Origin of the sequence: Brenneria tiliae (assembly GCF_023347575.1) — a bacterium.
In the GTDB taxonomy this organism is placed as follows: Bacteria; Pseudomonadota; Gammaproteobacteria; order Enterobacterales; family Enterobacteriaceae; genus Brenneria; species Brenneria corticis.
On record NZ_JAKPCB010000100.1, the window covers coordinates 267,271 to 293,915 of the forward strand.

At 58.1% G+C, this 26,645-nt stretch carries 24 protein-coding genes; 22 read left to right on the forward strand and 2 right to left on the reverse strand.

The window, feature by feature from the left end; all coding sequences use genetic code 11:
• Position 1 precedes the first annotated feature (1 nt).
• The 4 genes from ilvN to def all read left to right on the forward strand — a co-directional run bounded on the left by ilvN (position 2) and on the right by def (position 3,538).
• Positions 2-493 (forward strand): acetolactate synthase small subunit, encoded by a 492-nt coding sequence (gene ilvN / locus MFP24_RS16425; protein ID WP_249231465.1) that lies wholly within the window; start codon positions 2-4, stop codon positions 491-493.
• Positions 494-687: 194 nt separating this feature from the next.
• Positions 688-1,692 carry a catabolite repressor/activator gene (gene cra / locus MFP24_RS16430; RefSeq protein WP_249231261.1) on the forward strand — a complete coding sequence of 335 codons (1,005 nt, stop codon included), beginning with the start codon at positions 688-690 and terminating at the stop codon, positions 1,690-1,692.
• Between the two features lie 97 nt (positions 1,693-1,789).
• Complete coding sequence (locus MFP24_RS16435; RefSeq protein WP_249231260.1) at positions 1,790-2,995, forward strand: DUF2075 domain-containing protein; 1,206 nt, start codon at positions 1,790-1,792, stop codon at positions 2,993-2,995.
• Between the two features lie 21 nt (positions 2,996-3,016).
• On the forward strand, positions 3,017-3,538 hold the full coding sequence (def, locus tag MFP24_RS16440) for a peptide deformylase (protein ID WP_249231258.1): 522 nt from the start codon (positions 3,017-3,019) through the stop codon (positions 3,536-3,538).
• Positions 3,539-3,559: 21 nt separating this feature from the next.
• Here def and MFP24_RS16445 read toward each other — a convergent pair whose 3' ends face one another.
• Complete coding sequence (locus MFP24_RS16445) at positions 3,560-4,003, reverse strand: L-alanine exporter AlaE (protein ID WP_136166099.1); 444 nt, start codon at positions 4,001-4,003, stop codon at positions 3,560-3,562.
• Positions 4,004-4,888: 885 nt separating this feature from the next.
• Between MFP24_RS16445 and mraZ the strand changes: the two genes are divergently transcribed.
• From mraZ to lpxC, 16 genes are all read left to right on the forward strand, one after another.
• Complete coding sequence (mraZ, locus tag MFP24_RS16450) at positions 4,889-5,347, forward strand: division/cell wall cluster transcriptional repressor MraZ (protein WP_249231257.1); 459 nt, start codon at positions 4,889-4,891, stop codon at positions 5,345-5,347.
• 2 nt (positions 5,348-5,349) lie between these two features.
• Positions 5,350-6,291 (forward strand): 16S rRNA (cytosine(1402)-N(4))-methyltransferase RsmH, encoded by a 942-nt coding sequence (rsmH, locus tag MFP24_RS16455; RefSeq protein ID WP_249231256.1) that lies wholly within the window; start codon positions 5,350-5,352, stop codon positions 6,289-6,291.
• The gene (gene ftsL, locus MFP24_RS16460; protein ID WP_009111436.1) at positions 6,288-6,608 is read left to right on the forward strand and encodes a cell division protein FtsL; all 321 of its coding nucleotides are present in this window, start codon (positions 6,288-6,290) and stop codon (positions 6,606-6,608) included. The genes rsmH and ftsL overlap by 4 nt, the downstream gene beginning before the upstream one ends.
• 23 nt (positions 6,609-6,631) lie before the next feature.
• On the forward strand, positions 6,632-8,395 hold the full coding sequence (locus tag MFP24_RS16465) for a peptidoglycan glycosyltransferase FtsI (RefSeq protein ID WP_407062014.1): 1,764 nt from the start codon (positions 6,632-6,634) through the stop codon (positions 8,393-8,395).
• A complete protein-coding gene (gene murE, locus MFP24_RS16470; protein ID WP_249231255.1) occupies positions 8,382-9,869 on the forward strand; it encodes a UDP-N-acetylmuramoyl-L-alanyl-D-glutamate--2,6-diaminopimelate ligase in 1,488 nt (495 codons plus the stop codon). Before MFP24_RS16465 ends, murE begins: the two co-directional genes overlap by 14 nt.
• On the forward strand, positions 9,866-11,227 hold the full coding sequence (gene murF / locus MFP24_RS16475; RefSeq protein ID WP_249231254.1) for a UDP-N-acetylmuramoyl-tripeptide--D-alanyl-D-alanine ligase: 1,362 nt from the start codon (positions 9,866-9,868) through the stop codon (positions 11,225-11,227). The genes murE and murF overlap by 4 nt, the downstream gene beginning before the upstream one ends.
• Complete coding sequence (gene mraY, locus MFP24_RS16480) at positions 11,221-12,303, forward strand: phospho-N-acetylmuramoyl-pentapeptide-transferase (protein ID WP_249231253.1); 1,083 nt, start codon at positions 11,221-11,223, stop codon at positions 12,301-12,303. Before murF ends, mraY begins: the two co-directional genes overlap by 7 nt.
• A 3-nt stretch (positions 12,304-12,306) precedes the next feature.
• Entirely contained in the window at positions 12,307-13,623 is a 1,317-nt protein-coding gene (gene murD, locus MFP24_RS16485; protein WP_249231251.1) for a UDP-N-acetylmuramoyl-L-alanine--D-glutamate ligase, read from the forward strand.
• Positions 13,623-14,825, forward strand: coding sequence for a cell division protein FtsW (gene ftsW, locus MFP24_RS16490; protein ID WP_249231250.1), 1,203 nt, complete (start codon positions 13,623-13,625; stop codon positions 14,823-14,825). The genes murD and ftsW overlap by 1 nt, the downstream gene beginning before the upstream one ends.
• Positions 14,822-15,901, forward strand: a complete 1,080-nt coding sequence (gene murG / locus MFP24_RS16495) for an undecaprenyldiphospho-muramoylpentapeptide beta-N-acetylglucosaminyltransferase (protein WP_249231249.1) — start codon at positions 14,822-14,824, stop codon at positions 15,899-15,901. The genes ftsW and murG overlap by 4 nt, the downstream gene beginning before the upstream one ends.
• A gap of 66 nt (positions 15,902-15,967) precedes the next feature.
• Complete coding sequence (gene murC / locus MFP24_RS16500; RefSeq protein ID WP_249231248.1) at positions 15,968-17,428, forward strand: UDP-N-acetylmuramate--L-alanine ligase; 1,461 nt, start codon at positions 15,968-15,970, stop codon at positions 17,426-17,428.
• 8 nt (positions 17,429-17,436) lie between these two features.
• Entirely contained in the window at positions 17,437-18,357 is a 921-nt protein-coding gene (locus tag MFP24_RS16505) for a D-alanine--D-alanine ligase (RefSeq protein WP_249231247.1), read from the forward strand.
• 1 nt (position 18,358) lies between these two features.
• Positions 18,359-19,225 (forward strand): cell division protein FtsQ, encoded by an 867-nt coding sequence (gene ftsQ / locus MFP24_RS16510; protein ID WP_249231246.1) that lies wholly within the window; start codon positions 18,359-18,361, stop codon positions 19,223-19,225.
• The gene (gene ftsA / locus MFP24_RS16515) at positions 19,222-20,478 is read left to right on the forward strand and encodes a cell division protein FtsA (protein ID WP_249231245.1); all 1,257 of its coding nucleotides are present in this window, start codon (positions 19,222-19,224) and stop codon (positions 20,476-20,478) included. Before ftsQ ends, ftsA begins: the two co-directional genes overlap by 4 nt.
• Before the next feature lie 68 nt (positions 20,479-20,546).
• Positions 20,547-21,698: a cell division protein FtsZ gene (ftsZ, locus tag MFP24_RS16520; RefSeq protein ID WP_009111448.1), complete on the forward strand. Its 1,152-nt coding sequence runs from the start codon at positions 20,547-20,549 to the stop codon at positions 21,696-21,698.
• Between the two features lie 102 nt (positions 21,699-21,800).
• Positions 21,801-22,718, forward strand: a complete 918-nt coding sequence (lpxC, locus tag MFP24_RS16525) for a UDP-3-O-acyl-N-acetylglucosamine deacetylase (protein WP_040343643.1) — start codon at positions 21,801-21,803, stop codon at positions 22,716-22,718.
• Between the two features lie 12 nt (positions 22,719-22,730).
• Here the strand turns inward: lpxC and MFP24_RS16530 are convergent, their stop codons facing one another.
• A complete protein-coding gene (locus tag MFP24_RS16530; protein WP_249231244.1) occupies positions 22,731-23,261 on the reverse strand; it encodes a DUF721 domain-containing protein in 531 nt (176 codons plus the stop codon).
• Positions 23,262-23,289: 28 nt separating this feature from the next.
• Between MFP24_RS16530 and secM the strand changes: the two genes are divergently transcribed.
• Both secM and secA read left to right on the forward strand, forming a co-directional pair.
• Positions 23,290-23,802, forward strand: coding sequence for a secA translation cis-regulator SecM (gene secM / locus MFP24_RS16535; RefSeq protein ID WP_249231243.1), 513 nt, complete (start codon positions 23,290-23,292; stop codon positions 23,800-23,802).
• Between the two features lie 98 nt (positions 23,803-23,900).
• Complete coding sequence (gene secA / locus MFP24_RS16540) at positions 23,901-26,603, forward strand: preprotein translocase subunit SecA (protein ID WP_249231242.1); 2,703 nt, start codon at positions 23,901-23,903, stop codon at positions 26,601-26,603.
• The last annotated feature ends 42 nt before the right edge of the window (positions 26,604-26,645 follow it).

Sequence of the window (26,645 nt, forward strand, 5' to 3'; positions counted from 1 at the left end):
CATGCGGCGGATTTTATCGGTATTACTTGAAAATGAATCCGGCGCACTGTCACGCGTCGTCGGCCTGTTCTCGCAGCGCGGCTACAATATTGAAAGCCTGACGGTGGCGCCGACCGACGATCCCACGCTGTCGCGCATGACCATTCAAACCGAGGGCGATGAAAAAGCGCTGGAGCAGATAGAGAAGCAGCTGCATAAGCTGGTGGATGTGCTGCGCGTCAGCGAGCTGGGACAGGGCTCCCACGTCGAGCGCGAAATCATGCTGGTGAAACTGCAGGCGACGGGCTACGGCCGTGAAGAAGTCAAACGCTGCGCCGAGATTTTTCGCGGGCAGATTGTGGATGTCACCTCCTCGCTTTATACCGTCCAGTTGGCCGGCACCAGCGATAAGCTGGATGCGTTCCTCAACGCCGTACGTGAAGTGGCGGAGATTGTGGAAGTGGCGCGCTCCGGGATCGTTGGCGTATCCCGCGGCGATAAGATCATGCGTTAGGGGGATGTAGCGCGGATTTTTGCCGTAACCGGCCCGATAAGCGCATCGGGCCGGTTCATTTTTTCCTTCTATAACTTATAAATGACAAAAGCAGTTGCCGTTCAGTTGCTTCTGCGGTTAGATCTACGCCATATCCATGATGAGCTTATGGTCATCGCTCTATTTTATTTATCCGGCTTACGAAGGGGTAACCAGTGAAACTGGATGAAATTGCGCGTCTTGCGGGTGTTTCACGCACTACTGCCAGTTATGTGATCAATGGAAAAGCAAAACAGTATCGCGTCAGCGATAAAACCGTTGAGAAAGTGATGGCGGTGGTCAGAGAGCATAACTATCATCCCAACGCCGTCGCCGCCGGATTACGTGCCGGACGCACCCGTTCCATTGGTCTGGTGATCCCCGATCTGGAGAATACCAGCTATACGCGGATTGCCAATTATCTGGAGCGTCAGGCGCGGCAGCGCGGATATCAGCTGTTGATCGCCTGTTCCGAAGATCAGCCGGATAACGAAATGCGCTGCATCGAACACCTGCTGCAACGCCAGGTCGATGCGATCATCGTGTCGACGGCGCTGCCGCCGGAGCACCCGTTCTATCAGCGCTGGGTGAATAACAGCCTGCCGATTATCGCGCTGGATCGGGCGTTGGATCGCGAACATTTCACCAGCGTGGTCGGCGCCGATCTCGAAGATGCCGAAATGCTGGCGCAGGAACTGAGGAAAATTCCGGCCGAATCCGTTCTTTACCTCGGGGCGCTGCCTGAGCTTTCCGTCAGTTTCCTGCGTGAACAGGGTTTTCGCCAGGCCTGGGCCGAGGATGCGCGGGAAGTGCATTATCTGTATGCCAATAGCTATGAGCGTACCGCGGCGGCGGCGGCGTTTGCCCAGTACCTTGACGATCATCCGATGCCGAAGGCGCTGTTCACCACGGCTTTTCCGCTGTTGCAGGGGGTGATGGACGTTACGCTGCGCCAGAGCGGGCGTTTGCCGAATAATCTGGCCATCGCCACCTTTGGCGATAACGAATTGCTGGATTTTCTGGAGTGTCCGGTATTGTCCGTCGCTCAGCGTCATCGTGAAGTGGCGGAACGGGTGCTGGAACTGGTATTGGCCAGTCTGGACGAGCCGAAAAAGCCGAAGCCGGGGCTTAACCGCATTCGCCGCAACCTTTATCGCCGCGGCTCCCTTAGCCGCCGTTAACATCGCTCCCCGGCGCGCCATATGAGCGCAACGTATGGCGCCCGCCGACGATGAAAAACGAGTCGCGTTTGAACCTTTCATAAATCAGTCAGTTAACATGTCAGAAATTAATCAGGCCAGTTTTAAGCTCGCGCCGGGAAAAGCGCTTTCCGCCGAGCAGGAGGCGTTAAAGCGCGGCGTCGAGGATTTCCTGAACCGGCATCGGCATGACCAGCATGCGCTCTTCGTTATCCATGGCGAAGCCGGAACGGGCAAAAGCGTTTTATTGAATACCCTGTTTGGCGAGATACAAACCCAGGCCCGCCTGCGGCCGCGGCACCCGCTTTACGGCAGCGAGAACTATCTGCTCGTTAATCACCCCGAGATGCTGAAAGCCTATAAAAATGCCGCCGATAACCAGCCCGCGCTGAGAAAAAAAGATTATGAGCGGCCCACCACCTTTATCAACCGGATGCATAAACGCGGTGCGATAGCCGACATCGTGCTGGTTGACGAGGCGCATCTGCTGCTCACCCGGCGCGATAGCTATAACCACTTTTTCCAGGATAATCATCTGGAAGAGATTATTCGTCTGGCGCGCATCGTGGTACTGGTTTTCGATGAACAGCAGGTGTTGAAATTCAAGAGCCTGTGGCGGGAAAGCGATCTGTCGCGCATGCTGGCCCGCTGGCCGCATGAGGTTTACGCGCTGCGGCGGCAGTTCCGCATGCGCGCGGATGCGGCGAGCCTGCGCTGGATCCGCGCTTTTTGCCAGCGCCGACTGCTGCCGCTGCCGGCGGCGGAAGAGGCTTTCGAGATCGGGATATTCGATGATGCCCAGGCGATGTACGAATTGGTAAAAGAAAAAAACGCCGCCAGCGGCCTGTCGCGCATGTTGTCGACGTATGATTATCCCTATCGGCTGGACGGGCAGGACTATTTTATCGAAGAGGGGCGGTTCCGCTTACGCTGGGACCGCGCAAAACCCAATGAGCGTCTGCCCTGGGCCGAGCGCGAAGACACCATTGACGAGGTGGGATCGGTTTACACCGTGCAGGGGTTCGATCTGAACTACGTCGGCCTGATTCTGGGGCCGTCGGTGGCGTGGGACGCGCAGCGTGAGGAGATCGTGCTCGATGCGGCCAGATACGAAGATAGCGCGGCTTTTCAGGGACAATCGCGCATTGAAAATAGCGCCGGGATGAAAGAGCGTATCATGCTCAACGCCATCAATGTGCTGATGACCCGCGCCATCCACGGCCTCTATATTTACGCCCACGATCGCGGGCTGCGTAACCAACTGATGTCGCTGGCGCGAAAATAGATAGTAACGGGGAAGATAACCATGGATGTAACTGAAGTGCTTTGGATCGACGATCCGCGGATGAACCAGCGTTCCCGCAACGTCGATATTATTGATGATGAGGTTAAGGCGCTGGTCGCGCGCATGTTCGCCGTGATTGACGCCATGAAGGATTCGGGGCTTGCCGCCATCCAATTGGGCGTTCCGCTGCGCATCGTCGTCATAGACATGGCGGACGAAAAGGGAGAACGCCAGCGGCTGGCGTTGATTAACCCGCAGATAACCCACTCTTCGTCGGAGAAAACGTCACATCTGGAGCTGTGCTCTTCTATTCCTGGCCATCCCATGCCGGCGGAACGGGCGCAGCGGGTCAAGGTGGCATTTATCGATCTGGACGGCGCCGCGCGGGAGATCGACGCCGGCGGCGAGTTTGCCGTATGCCTGCAACATGAAATCGATCATCTGGACGGGCTGTCGCTGCTCGACAACCTGTCCGATCTGAAACGTAGCCGCCTCAAGACGCAGCTTGCCAAACTGCGCCGCAAAACGGTTTCCCATCGGTGACGCCTTTGCCGGGGAAGCCGGTTACCCGGTGACGGCGACCCGGAATAACCGGCGGCAGTATTCCAGAAAATAGCCGTATATCACGCCCATCACCATGGAGACGACCGCATTGCTGGCTACGGCGGTCAGCATCTGCGACGAATCCGCCCCGATGGTCCACAGAATGGCGATATAAACCGGCGACTGAAAACTGACGTACGCCAGCAGATCGGCCAGGTTGCGCAGCAGAAAGTGTTGCGGGCCATGGCGTCGGGCGAAGCCGAGCACGCGATCGCGGTAAATGCCGTAGGGCCAGGCAACGACGATATTGACCGGGATAGACAGCAACCGTGAAGATAAAGACTGTTCAAAGCTCATGCCGGAAAGTCCGATCTCAATCACCATGCCGGTAATAAAGCAATAAACCACCAGGGCGAAGGTATCCGCCGTGGCGCTGCGTAATCTTGAGGCCGGGGAAAAGAACATCTCCACTCACTCCATTTTCAGATGGCGAACAAAAATCAGAGTAACGGGTTAATCATGGCTTTTTGTTTTGCTTTTTAAATTGTGAGTAGTGTACATCACTGCATTGTTGCTTAATAAGTAGCTAAAAATATTTATTTTTGACCTCTTGGTCAGGTTTTTCGCTACTTTATCTCTGGTTCGCTGCCGTTTTGCTTTTTTATCGCGTAAATAGTAATAAAGTAATTTAAAAACAACAGGTTATTTTAATCTGGCGCCAGCGTGTCATTCAACGGGAAATAGCGGCGTAAGACGAGAAAATGAGCGTTAAAAATAACTGGATATATCTCCATGCTTTTTAATCAACGGCGGTGAATAGGCTGAGACTTTATTTATTGCGCGGTACTTTAACTGGGAATTTTTCTTTTTGGCGGCGGATTTGTGGCGCGGAAAACGTAAATTAAAGTAAATCGGGCGCTGAATAAAGACGCGGGGATATTGAGGATAAAAATGTGACGTTGAGCAAATGCCGGCAATCGCAGTATAATAGCGCCTGATTAGTGAAAGCCTTGTTATGCAAGGCTTACGGCAAGTTAAGATTATTCTGGAAACATTTATATTTAGTATCAGCCTGTGACAATAAAAATAATCGACCAAGGGAAATCCAGCGCCATTTCGGTAGCCAATATTATTTCGGGAGTGAAATTCTCTTAAATTTTCATGACCTTAATCTTTATTAATTCTCCGCCTTTATTTTTTTCACCTTCCTGCCGGCCCAAATCCACGCAGAAATAATTCCAAAGCACGCCAGCTCTGGCTTGACAAGGTTTTAATACCCTCCGTACACTCTTCATCGTGGGGATTTGTGGGATAAAGTGGTAAAAAAGGTTATGGAGGGGTAACTCAGGCATGTTTCGTGGGGCAACGCTGGTTAATCTCGACAGCAAGGGGCGGCTTGCCGTACCTACCCGTTATCGGGAAACGCTGAACGAGGAATCGCAAGGTCAAATGGTTTGCACCATTGATCTTCATCAGCCGTGCCTGCTGCTTTATCCCTTGCCTGAATGGGAAATCATTGAACAGAAGCTGTCGCGCCTGTCGAGCATGAACCCCGCGGAGCGCCGCGTTCAGCGCCTGTTGCTGGGGCACGCCAGCGAATGTCAGATGGATAACGCCGGACGGTTATTGATCGCCGGTACGTTGCGGCAGCACGCAGGCCTTACAAAAGAAGTGATGCTGGTCGGGCAGTTCAACAAGTTTGAACTGTGGGATGAACAGACTTGGTATCAACAGGTCAGGGAAGATATCGACGCAGAACAATCGACTCAGGAACCATTGTCTGAGCGGTTGCAGGACTTATCGCTATAGTCATGCCGGAAAATTATAAACACACCACCGTGCTGCTGGACGAGGCCGTTAACGGCCTGAATATTCGCAGCAACGGAACCTATATAGACGGCACTTTTGGCCGTGGCGGCCACTCTCGCCTCATTCTTTCCCAATTGGGACCGGAAGGACGCCTGCTGGCGATCGATCGCGATCCGCTGGCCATTGAAGCCGCCGGCGCGATAGACGATCCCCGGTTTTCCATTATTCACGGCCCGTTTTCCGCGCTGGCCGACTACATGGCCGAGCGCGACCTTACCGGTCGTATTGACGGCGTATTGCTGGATCTGGGCGTATCCTCGCCGCAGCTCGACGATCCCGAACGCGGTTTTTCCTTTATGCGCGACGGTCCGCTGGATATGCGCATGGATCCGACTCGCGGCCTTTCCGCCGCCGAGTGGCTGCTGAAAGCGGAAGCGGAAGATATTGCCTGGGTGCTGAAAACCTTCGGTGAAGAGCGTTTCGCCAAACGTATCGCCCGCGCCATCGTCGAGCGTAACCGCACCGAACCGCTGACGCGCACCAAAGAGCTGGCCGAGTTGATCGCCGCCGCCAGTCCGATTCGCGAAAAGCATAAACACCCGGCGACGCGCAGTTTCCAGGCCATCCGCATTTATATCAATAGCGAGCTGGAAGAGATTGAACAGGCGCTGAACGGCGCGTTGAGCGTACTGGCTCCGCACGGTCGCCTGTCGGTCATCAGCTTTCACTCGCTGGAAGACAGGATCGTCAAACGCTTTATCCGTCATCAGAGCCGTGGTCCGCAGGTGCCGGCAGGTATGCCGTTGACGGAAGAACAGCTGCGCAGCCAGGGCGGACAAACCCTGAAGCCGGTGGGGAAGATGATGCCGTCGGCTGAAGAGGTCGCCGCCAATCCCCGCGCCCGCAGTTCGGTGCTGCGCTTTGCCGAGAGGCTGCCGGCATGATCGGCCATGAGCGTCACGGCCTGGTCGGCGTCATCGGCGAGGATCTGCTGCGTAACGGCAAGATCCCGCTGTTGCTGATGGCGGCGGTGCTGGTTTCCGCGGTGCTGGTGGTGACGACGGCGCACAAAACGCGTTTGTTGACCGCGGAACGCGAACGGCTATTGCTGGAGCGTGACGCGCTGGATATTGAGTGGCGCAACCTGATTCTGGAAGAAAATTCGTTAGGGGATCATAGCCGCGTTGAGCGGATCGCGACGGAAAAACTGCAAATGGGGCATGTCGATCCGTCACAGGAAAATATTGTGGTTAAGCAATGAACTAAGCAGGCATCCAATACAGCATGAAAGCAGCCCGTACAGGAAGGTTAAAACGCCAGGAAGATCAAGCCAGCTTTGTCAGCTGGCGTTTTGCGTTGCTCTGTAGCTGTATTCTGCTGGCGATGATCGGTCTGATGGCGCGGGCGGCCTACCTTCAGGTGATTAACCCCGATAAACTGGTGCGTGAAGGGGATATGCGCTCCCTGCGCGTGCAGGAGGTGCCGACGGCGCGCGGCATGATCAGCGATCGCGCCGGTCGTCCGTTGGCGGTAAGCGTACCGGTTAACGCGGTGTGGGCCGATCCGCAACAGGTGAACGAACAGGGCGGCATCACGCTGGATACGCGCTGGAAAGCGCTGTCAGACGCGCTCGAAGTCCCGCTCGATCAGCTGGCGGCGAAGATTAACGCCAACCCGAAAGGGCGCTTTGTCTATCTGGCGCGGCAGGTTAACCCGGCCATTGGCGAATATATCCATAAACTGAAGCTGCCCGGTATTAACCTGCGTCAGGAGTCCCGCCGCTATTATCCTTCCGGCCAGGTCACGGCCCATCTGATCGGCTTTACCAATATTGACGGACAGGGTATCGAAGGGGTTGAAAAAAGCTTTGACCGCTGGCTGACCGGCCAGCCGGGCGAACGAACCGTGCGTAAAGATCGGTTTGGCCGGGTGATCGAAGATATCTCCTCCGTTGACAGTCAGGCGGCGCATAATCTGGCGCTGAGCATCGATGAGCGTTTGCAGGCGCTGGTCTATCGCGAACTGAGCAATGCGGTGGCGTTTAACAAAGCCGAATCGGGCACCGCGGTGCTGGTTGACGTCGGCACCGGCGAAGTGCTGGCGATGGCCAACAGCCCGTCCTACAACCCTAATAATCTGGCCGGCACCGCCAAAGATATTATGCGCAACCGCGCCATTACCGATATTTTCGAACCCGGCTCCACCGTGAAGCCGATGGTGGTGATGACGGCGCTGCAACGCGGGGTGATAAAAGAGAACAGCGTCCTCAATACCCTGCCTTATTACGTTAACGGTCACGAAATCAAAGACGTGGCGCGCTACAACGAATTGACCCTAACCGGGGTCCTGCAGAAATCGAGTAACGTCGGCGTTTCCAAGCTGGCGTTGGCGATGCCCTCCTCGGCGTTAGTGGATACTTACTCGCGCATGGGGTTGGGAAAGGCGACCAATTTGGGGTTGGTCGGAGAAAGCAGTGGCTTATATCCTCAAAAACAACGGTGGTCTGACATAGAGAGGGCCACCTTCTCTTTTGGCTACGGGCTGATGGTAACGCCGTTACAGTTAGCGCGAGTCTACGCCACGATCGGCAGCTTTGGCGTTTATCGCCCGCTGTCGATTACCAAAGTCGATCCGCCGGTCGCCGGCGAACGCGTGTTCCCGGAAGCGCTGGTGCGCACCGTGGTGCATATGATGGAAAGCGTGGCGCTGCCCGGCGGCGGCGGCACCAAGGCGGCGATTAAAGGCTACCGGATCGCGATTAAAACCGGCACGGCGAAAAAAGTCGGTCCGGACGGCAAATACATCAACAAATATATCGCCTATACGGCGGGCGTCGCGCCCGCCAGTAACCCGCGCTTTGCTCTGGTCGTGGTCATCAACGATCCGCAGGCCGGGAAATATTACGGCGGTGCGGTTTCAGCACCGATATTCGGCGCCATCATGGGGGGGGTATTACGGACGATGAACATAGAACCAGACGCCTTGCCCATCGGCGATAAAAACGAGTTTGTAATTAACCGAGAAGAGGCTCCAGGTGGCAGATCGTAATTTGCGCGAGTTATTAGCGCCGTGGGTGCAGGATGCCCCGGCCTGTGCGCTGCGGGAAATGACATTAGACAGCCGCGTTGCGGCTGCCGGGGATCTGTTTGTGGCGATTGTCGGCCACCAAACGGACGGACGGCGCTATATCCCGCAGGCCATTGCGCAAGGCGTCGCCGCGATTATCGCCGAAGCCGAAGGCGAGGCCGCTGATGGGGACGTGCGTGAAATGCACGGCATTCCCGTGGTTTACCTGAGCAATCTGCATCAGCGTCTTTCCGCTCTGGCGGGACGTTTCTATCGGCAGCCGGCGGAAAAATTGCAGCTGGTCGGCGTGACAGGAACCAATGGTAAAACCACCACGGCGCAGCTGCTGGCGCAGTGGAGCCAGGCGTTGGGCGAAACCAGCGCGGTAATGGGCACGGTGGGAAACGGCCTGCTGGGGCACGTCGCGCCGACCGGCAATACCACCGGATCGGCGGTGGAGGTACAGCAGGTGCTGAGGCAACTGGTCGATCAGGGCGCGACGTTTGCGGCAATGGAGGTCTCTTCCCACGGTCTAGTGCAACACCGCGTCTCCGCGCTGCCGTTCGCCGCGGCGGTATTCACCAATCTGAGCCGCGACCATCTGGATTACCACGGCGATATGGAACGCTATGAGGCCGCGAAATGGTCGCTGTTCGCCGACCACCGGGTGGGGCAGACGATCATCAATGCGGATGACGACGTCGGCCGCCGCTGGCTCGACAAACTGCCGGACGCCGTCGCCGTCACCATGGAAAACAATCTGGTTCCGGGCTGCCGCGGCCGCTGGCTGAAGGCCACCGGCGTCGATTATCACGACCGCGGCGCCACCATTCGTTTCGACTCAAGCTGGGGCAATGGCGAAATCGCCAGCCGCCTGATGGGGGCCTTTAACGTCAGCAATACCTTGCTGGCGCTGGCGACGCTGCTTTCCCTGGGGTATTCGCTGGATCGGCTGATTAGCGCCGGCGCGCATCTGCAACCGGTGTGCGGCAGGATGGAGGTGTTCAGCGCCCCCGGCAAACCGACGGTGGTGGTGGATTACGCCCACACCCCGGACGCGCTGGAAAAAGCGCTGGAAGCGGCGCGGCTGCACTGCGCGGGGCAACTGTGGTGCGTCTTCGGCTGCGGCGGCGATCGCGATAAAGGTAAGCGCCCGCTTATGGGGGGCATCGCGGAACAGCTGGCCGACAGAGTGGTGGTGACCGACGATAACCCGCGCAGCGAAGAGCCGCGCGCCATCGTAAAGGATATTTTAACCGGGCTGCTGGATGCCGGACGCGTCCAGGTCATTTCCGGCCGCGCCGAGGCCGTCACCAGCGCCATTATGCAGGCGAAAGAGAACGACGTGGTGCTGGTGGCCGGTAAAGGCCACGAGGATTACCAACTGGTCGGCAATCAGCGGCTGGATTATTCGGACCGCATTACCGTCGCCCGCCTGTTGGGGGTTATCGCATGATGCGCGTTTCCCTACAGCAGATAGCCTCGATTCTGGGCGCCCAACCGATCGGCGGCAGCGTCGAAATCGACGATGTCGCCACGGATACGCGCAAGCTGCGGGCCGGCTGCCTGTTTGTCGCGCTGCGCGGCGAGAAATTCGATGGGCATGACTATGCCGCGGATGCACTGAAAAACGGCGCGTCGGCTCTGCTGGTAAGTAAGCGCTTACCAGTTAATGCGCCGCAGCTGCTGGTGGAAGATACCCGTCTGGCCCTGGGCAAGCTGGCCGGCTGGGTAAGGCAGCAGTCCAATGCCCGCGTGGTGGCGCTGACCGGCTCTTCCGGCAAGACCTCGGTCAAGGAGATGACCGCCGCCATTCTGCGTCAGTGCGGTAATGTGCTGTATACCGCCGGCAACTTTAATAACGATATCGGCGTGCCGCTGACGCTGCTGCGCCTGACGCCGGAGCATCAGTTCGCGGTGATTGAACTGGGGGCCAACCATATCGGCGAGATTGCTTACACCACCGATCTGGTGCGTCCGGAAAGCGCGCTGGTCAATAACCTCGCCGCCGCCCATCTGGAGGGCTTCGGCTCGCTGGCGGGGGTGGCGCAGGCGAAAGGCGAGATTTTTGCCGGCCTGCCGGCCGACGGCGTGGCGATTATCAATGCGGACAGCAATGACTTTCCGCACTGGCAGGTGACGCTGACCCATAAAACCGTATGGCGTTTTTCACCGCAGGCCGCCGGGGATGTCGATTTTTTTGCCAGCGATATCAAGGTACTGGCGCAGGGTACGCGGTTCAGCCTGCATACGCCGTTCGGGGCAATTGAGGTGACGCTGCCCCTGCCGGGGCGCCACAACGTGGCCAACGCGCTGGCCGCCGCCGCGCTGGCCACGTCCGTCGGCGCCACGCTGGCGGCGGTGAAAGCCGGTTTGGCGCAGCTTCAGGCGGTGCCGGGCAGGCTATTCCCGATTGTGCTGGCGCCGGGAAAATTGCTGCTGGACGACAGCTACAACGCCAATGTCGGCTCGATGACCGCGGCGGCGCAGGTTCTCGCTGAAATGCCGGGATACCGCGTGATGGTGGTCGGCGACATGGGGGAACTGGGCGACGAGGCGCGGGAGTGCCACCGTCAGGTCGGCCAGGCCGTTCGCGCCGCGGGCATCGATAAAGTCTTGAGCGTGGGGACGTTAAGCGAATTGATCGGCCGCGCCGGCGGCGCTGGCGAACATTTTCAGGATAAGGGCGCGCTGGTTTCGCGCCTGGGCGCGCTGATAGCCGAACATAAAACAATAAGCATATTGGTTAAGGGGTCACGGAGCACCGCGATGGAGCAGGTAGTACGTGCATTACAGGAGAATGCAACATGTTAGTGTGGCTGGCCGAGCATCTGGTCAAGTTTTATTCCGGCTTCAACGTCTTTTCCTATTTGACGTTTCGCGCCATCGTCAGCCTGCTGACCGCGCTGGTGATTTCCCTATGGATGGGGCCGCATTTGATTGCCTGGCTGCAACGTTTGCAGATCGGCCAGGTGGTTCGCAGTGAAGGGCCGGAGTCGCATTTCAGCAAGCGGGGAACGCCGACGATGGGGGGCGTGATGATTCTGGCGTCGATCATTATTTCGGTGCTGATGTGGGTCAACCTATCCAACCCCTATGTCTGGTGCGTGCTGGCGGTGCTGCTGGGCTACGGCGTGGTCGGCTTTATCGACGATTACCGCAAGGTGGTGCGTAAAGACACCAAGGGGCTGATCGCGCGCTGGAAATATTTCTGGCAGTCGCTGATTGCCCTGGTGGTGGCCTTCGTCATGTATGCGATTGGTAAAGACACGCCGGCCACCCAACTGGTGGTGCCGTTTTTTAAAGACATCATGCCGCAGCTGGGGCTGCTCTACATTGTGCTGGCGTACTTTGTGATTGTCGGGACCAGCAACGCGGTGAACCTGACCGACGGTCTGGACGGACTGGCGATCATGCCGACGGTATTTGTCGCCGCCGGATTCGCCCTGGTCGCCTGGGCGACGGGGAATATGAATTTTGCCGGTTATCTGCATATTCCCTATATCCGCCATGCCAGCGAACTGGTGGTGGTCTGTACCGCTATCGTGGGCGCCGGACTGGGCTTTTTGTGGTTTAACACCTATCCGGCCCAGGTGTTTATGGGGGATGTGGGTTCGCTGGCGCTGGGCGGCGCGCTGGGCACCATCGCGGTGCTGCTGCGTCAGGAGTTTTTGCTGGTGATTATGGGCGGCGTATTCGTGGTGGAGACGCTGTCGGTCATTTTACAGGTTGGGTCCTTTAAGCTGCGCGGCCAGCGTATTTTCCGCATGGCGCCGATTCATCACCACTATGAACTTAAAGGATGGCCGGAACCGCGGGTGATCGTGCGTTTCTGGATTATTTCGCTGATGCTGGTGCTGATTGGCCTGGCAACGCTGAAGGTACGGTAAAATATGGCGGACTATCAGGGTAAAAAAGTGGTCATTATCGGGTTGGGGCTGACCGGGCTCTCCTGTGTTGATTTCTTCCTCGCGCGCGGCGTGGTGCCGCGCGTGGTGGATACCCGTATCAGTCCGCCGGGGTTGGATAAGCTGCCGGAAAACGTCGAGCGCCATCTCGGCGATCTCAACGAAACCTGGCTGATGGACGCGGATCTCATCGTCGCCAGCCCGGGCATCGCCCTGGCGACGCCGATACTGAGCGATGCCGCCGAGGCGGGCATTGAGATCGTCGGCGACATCGAGCTGTTTTGCCGTGAAGCGCAGGCGCCCATCGTGGCGATCACCGGTTCCAACGGCAAAAGCACGGTAACCACGCTGGTGGGCGACATGGCGCGGGCCGCCGGGTGGCAGGTGGGGGTGGGCGGCAATATCGGCCTGCCCGCGCTGCGTCTGCTTGAGCATGAATGCCAGCTCTATGTGCTGGAACTGTCGAGTTTCCAACTGGAGACCACCAGCAGTCTGCACGCGGCGGCGGCGACCATTCTGAACGTGACCGAAGACCACACCAACCGCTATCCGTTTGGCTTGCAGCAGTATCGCGCCGCCAAGTTGCGCATTTACGAAAACGCCGGCGTGTGCGTGGTTAACGCCGATGACGCGCTGACCATGCCGATTCGCGGCGCGGATGAGCGCTGCGTGAGCTTCGGCGTCGACGTCGGCGATTACCACCTGAATCGGCAGCAAGGGGAAACCTGGCTGCGGATTAAAGGCGAACGGGTGTTGAACACCCGCGAGATTAAACTGGTGGGGCAGCACAACTACACCAATGCGCTGGCCTCCCTGGCATTGGCGGACGCCGTGGGTATTCCGCGTTCGTCGGCCTTGACGGCCCTGACCGCCTTTACCGGGCTGGCGCATCGTTTCCAACTGGTCTGGGAGCGCAACGGCGTGCGCTGGATCAATGATTCCAAGGCCACCAACGTCGGCAGCACCGAAGCGGCGTTAAGCGGCCTGAAGGTGGACGGCACTCTGCATCTGCTATTGGGCGGAGACGGCAAATCCGCCGATTTCTCGCCCTTGCTGCGCTATTTTCAGGGCGACGACATCCGGCTTTACTGTTTTGGCCGCGACGGCGAACAGCTGGCGGCGCTGTGTCCGGATATCGCCGAACGGACGGAAACCATGGAGCAATCCATGCAGTTGATCGCGGGACGCGTCGCGCCAGGAGACATGGTATTGCTGTCGCCGGCCTGCGCCAGCCTCGATCAGTTCCGCAGTTTTGAACAACGGGGCGACGAGTTCGCCCGTCTGGCGGAGGAACTGGGCTGATGCGCTTCTCCGGGCTGGCGGTTGTCGAACGTATAAAAAACTGGGTCATGGGGACGCGGGAAAGCGATACGCAGAGCGTGGTTCTGTATGACCGCACGCTGGTATGGCTGACGTTCGGGCTGGCGGTGATCGGTTTTGTGATGGTGACCTCCGCCTCGATGCCGATTGGACAGCGTCTGGCCAGCGACCCCTTTCTGTTCGCCAAGCGCGATGCGCTGTATCTGGGGTTGGCTCTGGCGCTGTCTCTGGTGACGTTGCGCGTTCCCATGGAAATTTGGCAGCGTTACAGCCCGGTGCTGCTGTTGGCCTCCATGCTGCTGCTGCTGGTGGTGCTGGCGGTCGGCAGCTCGGTTAACGGCGCGTCGCGCTGGATATCGCTGGGGCCGTTGCGCATTCAGCCGGCGGAGTTATCCAAGCTGACGCTGTTCTGCTATCTGTCCAGCTATATGGTGCGCAAAGTGGAAGAAGTGCGGAATAACTTCTGGGGCTTTTGCAAACCGATGGGGGTGATGGTGGTGCTGGCGGTGCTGTTGCTGGCGCAGCCGGACCTCGGAACGGTGGTGGTGCTGTTTATCACCACCCTGGCGATGCTGTTTCTGGCGGGGGCGAAGCTATGGCAGTTTCTGGCCATTATCGGCTGCGGTATTTTTGCCGTTTGCCTGCTGATTATCGCCGAACCCTACCGTATGCGGCGCGTCACCTCGTTCTGGAATCCGTGGGAGGATCCGTTCGGCAGCGGTTATCAGCTCACCCAATCCCTGATGGCGTTCGGCCGGGGGGAACTGTGGGGGCAGGGGCTGGGAAATTCGGTGCAGAAACTGGAATATCTGCCGGAGGCGCACACCGACTTTATTTTCTCCATTTTAGGTGAAGAGCTCGGCTATATCGGTGTGGTTTTGGCGCTGTTAATGATATTCTTCGTCGCTTTTCGCGCGATGTCCATCGGGCGGCGCGCGCTGGAGATCAACCAGCGTTTTTCCGGTTTTCTCGCCTGCTCGATCGGCGTCTGGTTCAGCTTTCAGACGCTGGTCAACGTCGGGGCCGCGTCGGGGATGTTGCCGACCAAGGGGTTGACGTTGCCGTTAATCAGCTACGGTGGTTCCAGTCTGATCATCATGTCGACGGCCATCGTTATGCTGTTACGTATTGATTTTGAAACGCGCCTGACCAAAGCGCAGGCGTTTACAAGGAGTGCCCGATGAGTGGCGAAGGCAAGCGTTTGATGGTGATGGCGGGCGGAACGGGAGGACATGTGTTTCCCGGTCTTGCCGTGGCGCATCATCTGATGGCGCAGGGCTGGCAGGTGCGCTGGTTAGGCACCGCGGATCGCATGGAAGCGGATTTAGTGCCGCAGCACGGTATCGAGATCGATTTTATCCGTATCTCCGGGCTGCGCGGCAAGGGGCTGCGCGCCCAGCTGGCCGCGCCGCTGCGTATATTCCAGGCGGTGCGGCAGGTGCGGGCGATAATACGCCGTTACCGGCCGGACGTGGTGCTGGGGATGGGCGGCTATGTTTCCGGCCCCGGCGGCCTGGCCGCGTGGCTGTGCGGCGTACCCGTGGTGCTGCATGAGCAAAACGGCATTGCCGGGCTGACCAACCGCTGGCTGTCGCATATCGCCAAAAAAGTATTACAGGCTTTTCCGGGCGCTTTTGTGAAAGCCGACGTGGTCGGCAACCCGGTGAGGGCGGACGTGCTGGCATTGCCCGCCCCCGCGCTTCGTCTGGCCGGCCGCAGCGGCCCGGTTCGGGTGCTGGTGCTGGGCGGCAGCCAGGGGGCGCGAGTCCTCAATCAGACGCTGCCGGGCGTTGCCGCGACCTTGGGCGACGGCGTGACAATCTGGCATCAGGTGGGTAAAGGCGCGCTGGCGGACGTTGAGCAGGCCTATCGGCAGGTCGGGCGGACGCAGCACAAGATCGTTGAATTTATTGATGACATGGCGCAAGCCTACGCTTGGGCCGACGTGGTGGTCTGCCGTTCCGGCGCGCTGACGGTCAGTGAAATCGCCGCCGCCGGTTTGCCGGCGCTGTTTGTCCCTTTCCAGCATAAGGACCGGCAGCAGTATTGGAACGCCCTGTCGCTGGAAAGAGCGGGGGCGGCGAAGATTATCGAACAGCCGCGGTTTAACGCGGCGTCGGTAAGTGAAGTTTTAGCGAACTGGGATCGCGCCACGCTGCTGGCGATGGCGGAAAAAGCCCGAGCGGCGGCCGTTCCCGACGCCACGGAGCGTGTGGCGAAGGCGGTAAGCGCCGTAGCGGGCCGTGCGGTCCATAGCTGATTAATTAATACAGTATCGCCGGGCGGCGTTGCCGTTCGGGGATTAAATAAGGTAGCGATAGAAAAAGTGAATACTCAACAACTGGCGAAACTGCGTTCAATCGTGCCCGAGATGCATCGCGTCCGGCACATCCACTTTGTCGGCATCGGCGGTGCCGGCATGGGCGGTATCGCCGAAGTGTTGGCTAATGAAGGGTATCAGATAAGCGGGTCCGATCTGGCGCCGAACGCCGTCACCCAGCAGTTGAGCGAACTGGGAGCGCAGATCTATTTTCACCACCGGGCGGAAAACGTGCTGAACGCCAGCGTGGTGGTGGTCTCCAGCGCCATTTCCGCCGATAACCCGGAGATTGTGGCGGCGCACGAGGCGCGTATTCCTGTGATCCGCCGTGCGGAAATGCTGGCCGAGCTGATGCGCTTCCGTCACGGCATCGCGGTGGCGGGAACGCACGGTAAAACCACCACCACGGCCATGGTCGCCAGCATCTACGCCGAAGCGGGGCTGGACCCGACGTTTGTCAACGGCGGGTTGGTGAAGGCGGCGGGCACCCATGCGCGTCTGGGTTCCAGCCGCTACCTGATCGCGGAAGCGGACGAAAGCGACGCCTCGTTCCTGCATCTGCAGCCGATGGTGGCGATCGTGACCAATATCGAAGCCGATCACATGGATACCTATCATGGCGATTTTGAAAACCTGAAGCAGACCTTTATCAGCTTCTTGCACAATTTGCCGTTTTACGGCCGGGCGGTGATGTGTGTGGACGATGCGGTGATCCGCGAGCTGCTGCCGCGGGTCGGGCGCCATATCACCACCTACGGCTTTAGCGACGACGCCGACGTGCGCGTCGCCGACTATCGGCAGACCGGCGCGCAGGGGCACTTTACCCTGGCGCGCCAGGATAAGCCGCTGCTGCAGGTGACGCTGAACGCGCCGGGGCGTCACAACGCGCTGAACGCCGCCGCCGCGGTGGCGGTGGCGATGGACGAGGGGATTGACGACGAGGCGATCCTGCGCGCGCTGGAGCGCTTTGAAGGCACCGGCAGACGGTTTGATTTTCTGGGTGAATACCCGCTGGAGCGGGTAAACGGACAAAGCGGCAGCGCCATGCTGGTGGATGATTACGGTCACCATCCGACCGAAGTCGACGCGACCATCAAGGCGGCGCGCGCGGGCTGGCCGGACCGGCGCCTGGTGATGGTGTTTCAGCCGCACCGCTATACGCGTACCCGAGACCTGTACGATGACTTTACTCATGTGCTGTCGCAGGTGGACGTTTTACTGATGCTGGAGGTGTATTCGGCGGGCGAGTCGCCGATCCCAGGCGCGGATAGCCGCACTTTGTGCCGCACCATCCGCGGGCGCGGTAAGATTGATCCGATTTTGGTGACCGATGTGGATACCTTGCCGGAACTGTTGTCACAGGCGCTGCGCGGCGGAGATCTGGTTTTGGTTCAGGGCGCCGGCAATATCGGCAAGCTGGCGCGGAAACTGGCTGATTCCCGGCTGCAGCCCCAGATAAGCGAGTGAGGAACATTATGACTGAGAAAGTTGCCGTATTGCTTGGTGGCACCTCTGCCGAACGTGAAGTGTCGCTGCTTTCAGGCCAGGCGGTGCTGCAGGGCCTGAAAGAAGCGGGCATCAATGCCCATGCCGTGGATACGCGCGAGTTTCCGGTGACGCGGCTAAAGGATGAGGGGTTCACCAAAGTCTTTATCGCGTTGCACGGCCGCGGCGGCGAAGACGGCACCCTGCAGGGACTGCTGGAGTTTTTACAGCTGCCCTATACCGGCAGCGGGGTGATGGCGTCCGCGCTGACGATGGACAAACTGCGCACCAAACTGGTGTGGCAGGCGCTGGGATTGCCGGTGTCGCCGTATATCGCCCTGAACCGGCAGCAGTTCGCCGCGCTTGCGGAGGATGAGCTGCTGGAAAAATTCGCCCATTTGGGCACGCCGCTGATTGTGAAGCCAAGCCGCGAAGGCTCCAGCGTCGGCATGAGCAAGGTGAATCAGGTAGCGGAACTGCCTGCCGCGCTGGAAGAGGCGTTTCGTCATGACGACGAGGTGCTGGTGGAAAAATGGCTCAGCGGCCCGGAGTACACGGTCGCCATCCTTGGCGACGAGGTGCTGCCGTCGATTCGCATCCAGGCCGCGGGCACGTTTTACGACTATGAAGCGAAGTATCTGTCGGATGATACGCAGTACTTTTGCCCAAGCGGCCTGTCGGCGGAAAAAGAGCGGGAACTGGCCGCGCTGTCGCTGGCGGCCTACCGCGCGCTGGATTGCGGCGGCTGGGGCAGGGTGGATCTGATGATGGACGGCGACGGGGCCTTTTATCTGCTGGAGGTCAATACCTCTCCGGGGATGACCAGCCACAGTCTGGTGCCGATGGCGGCAAGGCAACAGGGGCTGAGTTTCTCACAGCTGGTTGCCAGGGTGCTGGAGCTGGCCGGCTGATATGTCGCAGGCAGCGCTGAATACGCGCGCACGGGAGCCCGAAGCGAAAGGGGCCCGTCGCAGCAACGGAGGCCAACTGGCGGGGATGATTTTCCTGCTGATGGTGATGGGGACGATCGTCTGGGGAGGATGGATGGTCGTCGGCTGGATGAAGGACGCCAGCCGCCTGCCGTTGTCCAGAATGGTGGTGACGGGCGAAAGGCAGTACACCACCAACGACGATATCCGTCAGGCGATTTTGTCGCTGGGGTCGCCGGGAACCTTTATGACGCAGGATGTGAACGTCATCCAGCAGCAGATTGAACGTCTGCCGTGGATCAAACAGGCCAGCGTGCGCAAGCAGTGGCCGGACGAATTAAAGATTCATCTGGTTGAATATGTTCCGGTGGCGCGTTGGAATGATCTGCTAATGGTCGACGGCGCGGGGAATGCTTTCAGCGTCCCGGCCGAGCGGGTCGGCAACCGCAAAATGCCGTTATTGTACGGCCCGGACGGGAGTGAAATCGATGTTCTGGAGGGTTACCGGACCATGAATCAGGTGCTGGCGGCTGGAAAGTTCAACCTGAAAACGGTGGCGATGAGCGCGCGTCACTCATGGCAGTTGGGGTTGGATGATGATACCCGTATCGAACTGGGACGGGACGATCGGGCCAAGCGGCTGGCGCGTTTTATCGAGCTTTATCCGCTGTTGCAGCGCCAGGCGCAGAGCGAGAACAAGCGCCTCGGCTATGTGGATCTGCGCTATGACAGCGGCGCGGCGGTAGGCTGGGCGCCGGCCTTGTTTGAACAGCAGGAAGCTGAGCAGCAGCAAGGGATTGATCGGCAACAGAACAGTAATCAGAATCAGGCACAGGCTAAACAACAATGATCAAGTCGACGGACAGAAAACTGGTAGTTGGGCTGGAAATCGGTACGGCGAAGGTGGCCGCACTGGTAGGGGAGGTTCTGCCCGATGGCATGGTCAATATTATCGGCGTGGGCAGCTGCCCGTCGCGCGGTATGGATAAAGGCGGCGTTAACGATCTCGAATCGGTGGTCAAATGCGTGCAGCGCGCGATCGACCAGGCCGAGCTGATGGCGGACTGCCAGATATCCTCCGTCTATCTGGCGCTGTCGGGAAAGCACATCAGTTGCCAGAATGAGATAGGGATGGTGCCTATTTCGGAAGAAGAGGTGACGCAGGAAGACGTGGAAAGCGTGGTGCATACCGCCAAATCGGTACGTGTGCGCGACGAGCATCGCATTCTGCATGTGATCCCGCAGGAGTACGCCATTGATTATCAGGAAGGGATCAAGAATCCGGTGGGGTTATCCGGCGTGCGCATGCAGGCGAAGGTCCACCTGATTACCTGCCATAACGATATGGCGAAGAATATTGTCAAAGCCGTTGAACGCTGCGGCCTGAAGGTGGATCAGCTGATTTTCGCCGGTCTGGCCTCCAGCTACGCCGTTTTGACGGAAGATGAGCGCGAACTGGGCGTTTGCGTGGTGGATATCGGCGGCGGCACCATGGATATCGCGGTTTACACCGGCGGCGCCCTGCGCCATACCAAGGTTATCCCTTACGCGGGCAACGTGGTGACCAGCGATATCGCCTACGCGTTCGGCACGCCGCCTACGGATGCCGAAGCGATCAAGGTGCGCCACGGCTGCGCATTAGGCGCCATCGTCGGCAAAGATGAAAACGTCGAGGTTCCCAGCGTCGGGGGCCGCCCGCCGCGCAGTCTGCAACGGCAGACGCTGGCGGAAGTGATTGAACCGCGTTACACCGAACTATTGAATCTGGTGAACGACGAACTTTTACAGTTGCAGGAGCAGTTACGTCAACAGGGCGTTAAACACCATCTGGCGGCAGGTATCGTGCTTACCGGTGGTGCGGCGCAAATAGACGGCCTGGCGGCCTGTGCGCAGCGGGTGTTCCACACCCAGGTGCGCATCGGCCAGCCGCTAAATATTACAGGTCTGACGGATTATGCGCAGGAACCATACTACTCAACGGCGGTCGGGTTGCTGCATTACGGCAAAGAGTCTCACCTTGGCGGTGAGCATGAGGTCGAAAAACGTGCCTCGGTGAGCAACTGGTTCAAAAGAATCAATAGCTGGCTGAGGAAAGAATTTTAATTTTATCAAAGAGATCACCTGGCACAGTTTATGATCTCGCAGTTACAGGCACAAAACGGAGAGAAACTATGTTTGAACCAATGGAATTAACCAACGACGCGGTGATTAAAGTCATCGGCGTCGGCGGCGGCGGCGGCAACGCCGTCGAGCATATGGTGCGCGAGCGCATCGAAGGCGTTGAATTTTTCGCGGTCAATACCGATGCTCAGGCATTGCGCAAGACGGCGGTAGGCCAGACGATCCAGATAGGCAGCGGCATCACCAAAGGTCTGGGCGCCGGCGCCAACCCGGAAGTCGGGCGTAATTCGGCGGAAGAGGACCGCGAAGCGCTGCGCACGGCGCTTGAAGGCGCCGATATGGTATTTATCGCCGCGGGCATGGGCGGCGGCACGGGTACGGGCGCGGCGCCGGTGGTTGCCGAAGTGGCGAAGGACCTGGGCATCCTGACGGTCGCCGTGGTGACCAAGCCGTTCAACTTCGAAGGCAAAAAGCGTATGGCATTCGCCGAGCAGGGCATCGCCGAGCTCTCCAAGCACGTCGACTCCCTGATCACCATTCCGAACGATAAGCTGCTGAAAGTTCTGGGACGCGGCATCTCCCTGCTGGATGCGTTCGGCGCCGCGAACGACGTGTTGAAAGGCGCGGTTCAGGGTATCGCCGAACTGATTACCCGTCCCGGTCTGATGAACGTCGACTTTGCCGACGTGCGCACCGTGATGTCCGAAATGGGTTACGCCATGATGGGCTCGGGCGTGGCGCGTGGCGAAGACCGTGCGGAAGAGGCGGCGGAAATGGCCATCTCCAGCCCGCTGCTGGAAGATATCGACCTGTCCGGCGCGCGCGGCGTGCTGGTTAACATCACCGCGGGCTTCGATCTGCGTCTGGATGAGTTCGAAACCGTGGGTAACACCATTCGTGCTTTCGCTTCCGACAACGCGACGGTGGTTATCGGTACCTCGCTCGATCCGGAAATGAATGACGAACTGCGCGTCACCGTGGTGGCGACGGGCATCGGTATGGACAAGCGGCCGGAAATTACCCTGGTGACCAACAAGCAGTCCAGCCAGCCAGTGATGGATCATCGCTATCAGCAGCACGGCATGACGCCGCTGACCCAGGAAAAACCGGCGGCTAAAGTGGTCAACGACCAGAATCAGCAGGCCAATAAAGAGCCGGATTATCTGGATATCCCGGCGTTTCTGCGTAAGCAGGCGGATTAATACCGCCCTATGACGTTGGAATCTCCGCTCTTTGTGCTAAACTGTCCCGCCGATCCTGGTATAAACTAGGTCGGTAGGTTCAGTAACATGCGAGATAAAATGATGATCAAACAACGTACACTAAAACGTATTGTTCAGGCGACAGGGGTCGGTTTGCATACCGGCAAGAAAGTCACCCTGACCATGCGGCCTGCACCGGCAAATACCGGGGTCATCTATCGTCGCACCGACTTGAATCCACCGGTTGATTTTCCGGCTGATGCAAAATCCGTGCGTGATACCATGCTCTGTACTTGCCTGGTTAATGAGCATGACGTGCGTATTTCCACGGTGGAGCACCTTAACGCCGCGCTGGCGGGGCTGGGGATTGACAATATTGTCATTGAAGTTGATGCGCCGGAAATTCCAATCATGGACGGCAGCGCCAGTCCTTTCGTCTACCTGCTGCTGGATGCGGGGATTGAAGAGCTGAACAGCGCCAAGAAATTCGTGCGTATCAAGCAGCCCGTGCGGGTTGAAGATGGCGATAAATGGGCCGAGCTGACGCCGTTCAACGGTTTTAGCCTGGACTTCACCATCGATTTCAACCATCCGGCTATTGATGCAGGCTCCCAGCGTTATCGTCTGGACTTTTCTGCCGACGCTTTCGTGCGTCAGATAAGCCGCGCGCGTACTTTCGGTTTTATGCGTGATATCGAATATCTGCAGTCTCGTGGGTTGTGCCTGGGCGGCAGTTTCGATTGTGCGATAGTGGTGGATGACTACCGCGTGCTGAACGAAGACGGGCTGCGTTTTGAGGATGAATTCGTGCGCCATAAAATGCTGGACGCCATCGGCGACCTGTTTATGTGCGGTCACAACATCATCGGCGCATTTACCGCGTTCAAGTCAGGACATGCCTTGAATAACAAACTGTTGCAGGCTGTGTTGGCGAAGCAGGAAGCGTGGGAATACGTCACCTTCGAAGATGACGCTGAAATGCCGCTGGCATTCAAGGCGCCGTCGACCGTATTGGCCTAACGCATAAAGTCGTTATTTCTTATTACGACTGGTTTTACTGGTACCCTCTCCGGCCAGTGAAGCCAGTCGTTCTAATATCCGGCGTAACTTCTCCGGGCTCTGACCGGCCAAACCCCGCAATATTTCCGCACTTTGTTCGCTCAACTGGCGAAATGGTTTTGCCTCTCCTTCCTCGTCGGGCGTGCCGATAGCGTTTTTTTTCACCAATTCATGTCCTTTTGCGGCGAGCGCGGGATTAATCCTGATGTCGATCGAGGCCAATGATGGTAATATTTGGGCGCGCAGTGCAGAGAGCAAGGCCGGCTGTTCATAACGTAACCGCATCAACCAGTTAGCGTTGGCGGTTTCCAGCACCAGCAGTCCATGCCGATAGTTGGCAACGCGACACCAGGGATGCAGCTGTGCGGGAAGTAATCCGCGCACCGCCCGGTTGAGTTTTAATAAAGCGATAGCGCGCTGCTGCACATCACGCAGTGGGCCGGTCCCCGCACCCGATGCGCTATCAAACAGGGATTCCAGTGATTGTGGGCGGCTATCACGCATAAATCAGGCTCCGACGGACGTTAAACTAGTGATCGGTATTCTAAATCGTTGGCGACAATTTGGCAGACGTTATTTCTGGCCGCATCTCTTATTGGGGATGGTCGCGGCGAGCCTTGGCTTGCCGGCCAGCCTGAACGAGTCGCAGGATCTGGCGCCGTTGCCGAATTCAGCCTCCAGCGTCAGCCGCCAGAACAGCGTATCGCTCAGCCTTACCGATTTAGTGGCGCTGAAAGAAGCGCAGCGTCGCTCTTCTTTTGGCGTGGACTACTGGCATCAGCATGCCATCCGCACGGTAATACGTCACCTCTCTTTTGCGCTTACCGCGCCGCAGCAGCTACATGCGCAGCAGGTCGACGACTTGCCCTCGCATTCTCTGGTGCTGCTGGATACGCTGAGCGCGTTGCTTACGCACCAGGAACTGCAACCCACCATCATTCGCCAGACCGGGCGAGCTTCCGATTTTTCCCCAGCGCAGCATCAGACGGGCATCTGGCTGGCCCAGGTTCGCGGCATTCGCGCCGGCCCCGCTATCCATAGCTGAAAAAGATTGCTTGCTAATTAACAGCTGTAGGATTTCCTCCCAGTTTTTTGATGTTGTGCAGCCACTGGATGAGTGGCATTTGTGAGATTAAAACTATTATGGTCATGAATATATTAACCAAAATTTTTGGTAGCCGTAACGATCGTACGCTGCGCCGTATGCGTAAGAACGTTGAGGTGATTAATCGTCTGGAAGCCGATATGGAAAAGCTTTCGGATGACGAACTGAAAGCCAAAACGGCTGAATTCCGCGAGCGTCTGGAGAAAGGCGCATCGCTGGAGAGCCTGCTGCCGGAAGCCTTTGCCGTGGTGCGCGAATCCAGCAAACGGGTGTTCGGCATGCGCCACTTCGACGTTCAGCTTATCGGCGGGATGGTATTGAACGAGCGCTGCATTGCGGAAATGCGCACCGGTGAAGGTAAAACGCTGACCGCGACGCTGCCCGCGTACCTCAATGCCCTGACCGGCCGCGGCGTGCACGTGGTGACGGTGAACGACTATCTGGCGCAGCGCGATGCGGAGAACAACCGTCCGCTGTTTGAGTTTCTGGGATTGAGCGTTGGCATCAACCTGCCGGGCATGCCGGCGCCGGCTAAGCGCGAAGCCTATGCCGCGGACATTACTTACGGCACCAACAACGAATACGGTTTTGACTATCTGCGCGACAATATGGCTTTCAGCCCGGAAGAGCGCGTACAGCGTAAACTCTATTACGCGCTGGTGGATGAGGTTGACTCCATCCTGATCGATGAAGCCCGTACCCCGCTGATTATTTCCGGTCCGGCTGAAGACAGCTCCGAGCTTTATATCCGCGTTAACAAAATCATTCCCCACCTGATCCGTCAGGAGAAAGAGGATTCGGATACTTTCCACGGCGAAGGCCACTTCTCCGTGGATGAGAAGGCGCGCCAGGTCAACCTGACCGAGCGTGGTCTGGTGCTGGTGGAAGAGCTGCTGGTGCGCGAAGGCATTATGGATGAGGGCGAGTCGCTCTACTCGCCGGCCAATATTATGCTGATGCATCATGTGACCGCCGCGTTGCGCGCCCATGTGCTGTTTACCCGCGACGTGGATTACATCGTGAAAGACGGTGAAGTTATCATCGTCGATGAGCATACCGGGCGTACCATGCAGGGGCGTCGCTGGTCGGATGGTTTACATCAGGCGGTGGAGGCGAAAGAGAATGTCGCTATCCAGAATGAAAACCAGACGCTGGCCTCCATCACCTTCCAGAATTACTTCCGTCTGTATGAAAAACTGGCCGGGATGACCGGTACCGCGGATACCGAAGCCTTTGAATTCAGTTCGATTTATAAGCTGGATACCATTGTCGTTCCCACCAACCGTCCGATGATCCGTAAAGATCTGCCCGATCTGGTCTATATGACCGAAAGCGAGAAGATTGACGCCATCATTGAAGATATCAAGGAACGCGCCACCAACGGGCAGCCGGTGCTGGTGGGTACGATTTCCATCGAAAAGTCTGAGGTCGTTTCTCAGGCGCTGGATAAAGCGGGCATCAAGCACAACGTGCTGAACGCCAAATTCCACGCCATGGAGGCGGATATCATCGCCCAGGCGGGCCAAAGCGGCTCGGTAACCATCGCCACCAATATGGCCGGTCGCGGTACCGATATCGTGCTGGGGGGAAGCTGGCAGACTGAAATCGCGCGCTTGGAAAACCCGGACGACGCACAGATAGCCGAGATTAAAGCGGCGTGGCAGGTGCGCCATGACGCGGTGCTGGCCGCCGGCGGTTTGCATATCATCGGTACCGAGCGTCATGAATCCCGCCGTATCGATAACCAGCTGCGCGGCCGTTCCGGTCGTCAGGGGGATCCGGGCTCTTCACGTTTCTACCTGTCGATGGAAGATGCGCTGATGCGTATTTTCGCCTCCGACCGCGTATCCAATATGATGCGTAAACTGGGGATGAAGCCGGGCGAGGCGATTGAACACCCCTGGGTGACGAAGGCGATCGCCAATGCGCAGCGCAAGGTGGAAAGCCGCAACTTCGATATCCGTAAGCAATTGCTGGAATATGATGACGTGGCGAACGATCAGCGCCGGGCGATTTATACCCAGCGCAACGAGCTGCTGGATGTTTCCGATATCAGCGAAACCATCGCCAGTATCCGCGAAGACGTGTTCAAGGTAGCCATCGACAGCTGTATTCCGCCGCAGTCGCTGGAAGAAATGTGGGACGTCGAAGGTCTGGAGCAGCGTCTGAAAAATGACTTTGATCTGGATATGCCGATTAAAGAGTGGCTGGATAAAGAACCTGAGCTGCATGAAGAGACGCTGCGCGAGCGTATTTTACAGCAGGCGATCGAGTTTTATCTGCGTAAAGAAGAGGTTGTGGGCAGCGAGGTGATGCGCAACTTCGAGAAAGGCGTGATGCTGCAAACGCTGGATTCCCTGTGGAAAGAGCATCTGGCGGCGATGGACTACCTGCGTCAGGGTATCCACCTGCGCGGTTATGCGCAGAAGGATCCCAAACAGGAATATAAGCGCGAGTCTTTCGCCATGTTTGCCGCCATGCTGGAATCGCTGAAATATGAAGTGATCGGCACGCTGAGCAAAGTCCAGGTTCGTATGCCGGAAGAGATTGAGGCGCTGGAGCAGCAGCGGCGTGAAGAGGCCGAGCGTCTGGCCCGTCAGCAGCAGTTGAGCCATCAGGAAGAGGCGACTCAGAATGCCGGCGCACCGGTTCACGCCGAGCGTAAAATTGGTCGTAACGACCCCTGTCCTTGCGGCTCCGGGAAAAAATATAAGCAATGCCACGGCCGGTTGCAAAAGTAGCAGACCGTTGAATTGAGCAATAATATAAAGGCGGTCGCAGAG

What these genes read in the sequence shown, in the direction of transcription:
- lpxC (WP_040343643.1), top strand. Translation starts at nt 21,801, where the DNA reads ATGATCAAACAACGTACACTAAAACGTATTGTTCAGGCGACAGGGGTC.
- mraY (WP_249231253.1), top strand. Translation starts at nt 11,221, where the DNA reads ATGTTAGTGTGGCTGGCCGAGCATCTGGTCAAGTTTTATTCCGGCTTC.
- murF (WP_249231254.1), top strand. Translation starts at nt 9,866, where the DNA reads ATGATGCGCGTTTCCCTACAGCAGATAGCCTCGATTCTGGGCGCCCAA.
- murG (WP_249231249.1), top strand. Translation starts at nt 14,822, where the DNA reads ATGAGTGGCGAAGGCAAGCGTTTGATGGTGATGGCGGGCGGAACGGGA.
- secA (WP_249231242.1), top strand. Translation starts at nt 23,901, where the DNA reads ATGGTCATGAATATATTAACCAAAATTTTTGGTAGCCGTAACGATCGT.
- MFP24_RS16445 (WP_136166099.1), bottom strand. Translation starts at nt 4,003, where the DNA reads ATGTTCTTTTCCCCGGCCTCAAGATTACGCAGCGCCACGGCGGATACC.
- ftsZ (WP_009111448.1), top strand. Translation starts at nt 20,547, where the DNA reads ATGTTTGAACCAATGGAATTAACCAACGACGCGGTGATTAAAGTCATC.
- ftsA (WP_249231245.1), top strand. Translation starts at nt 19,222, where the DNA reads ATGATCAAGTCGACGGACAGAAAACTGGTAGTTGGGCTGGAAATCGGT.
- MFP24_RS16435 (WP_249231260.1), top strand. Translation starts at nt 1,790, where the DNA reads ATGTCAGAAATTAATCAGGCCAGTTTTAAGCTCGCGCCGGGAAAAGCG.
- ilvN (WP_249231465.1), top strand. Translation starts at nt 2, where the DNA reads ATGCGGCGGATTTTATCGGTATTACTTGAAAATGAATCCGGCGCACTG.
- ftsW (WP_249231250.1), top strand. Translation starts at nt 13,623, where the DNA reads ATGCGCTTCTCCGGGCTGGCGGTTGTCGAACGTATAAAAAACTGGGTC.
- murD (WP_249231251.1), top strand. Translation starts at nt 12,307, where the DNA reads ATGGCGGACTATCAGGGTAAAAAAGTGGTCATTATCGGGTTGGGGCTG.
- MFP24_RS16530 (WP_249231244.1), bottom strand. Translation starts at nt 23,261, where the DNA reads ATGCGTGATAGCCGCCCACAATCACTGGAATCCCTGTTTGATAGCGCA.
- ftsQ (WP_249231246.1), top strand. Translation starts at nt 18,359, where the DNA reads ATGTCGCAGGCAGCGCTGAATACGCGCGCACGGGAGCCCGAAGCGAAA.
- MFP24_RS16465 (WP_407062014.1), top strand. Translation starts at nt 6,632, where the DNA reads ATGAAAGCAGCCCGTACAGGAAGGTTAAAACGCCAGGAAGATCAAGCC.
- MFP24_RS16505 (WP_249231247.1), top strand. Translation starts at nt 17,437, where the DNA reads ATGACTGAGAAAGTTGCCGTATTGCTTGGTGGCACCTCTGCCGAACGT.
- def (WP_249231258.1), top strand. Translation starts at nt 3,017, where the DNA reads ATGGATGTAACTGAAGTGCTTTGGATCGACGATCCGCGGATGAACCAG.
- mraZ (WP_249231257.1), top strand. Translation starts at nt 4,889, where the DNA reads ATGTTTCGTGGGGCAACGCTGGTTAATCTCGACAGCAAGGGGCGGCTT.
- rsmH (WP_249231256.1), top strand. Translation starts at nt 5,350, where the DNA reads ATGCCGGAAAATTATAAACACACCACCGTGCTGCTGGACGAGGCCGTT.
- ftsL (WP_009111436.1), top strand. Translation starts at nt 6,288, where the DNA reads ATGATCGGCCATGAGCGTCACGGCCTGGTCGGCGTCATCGGCGAGGAT.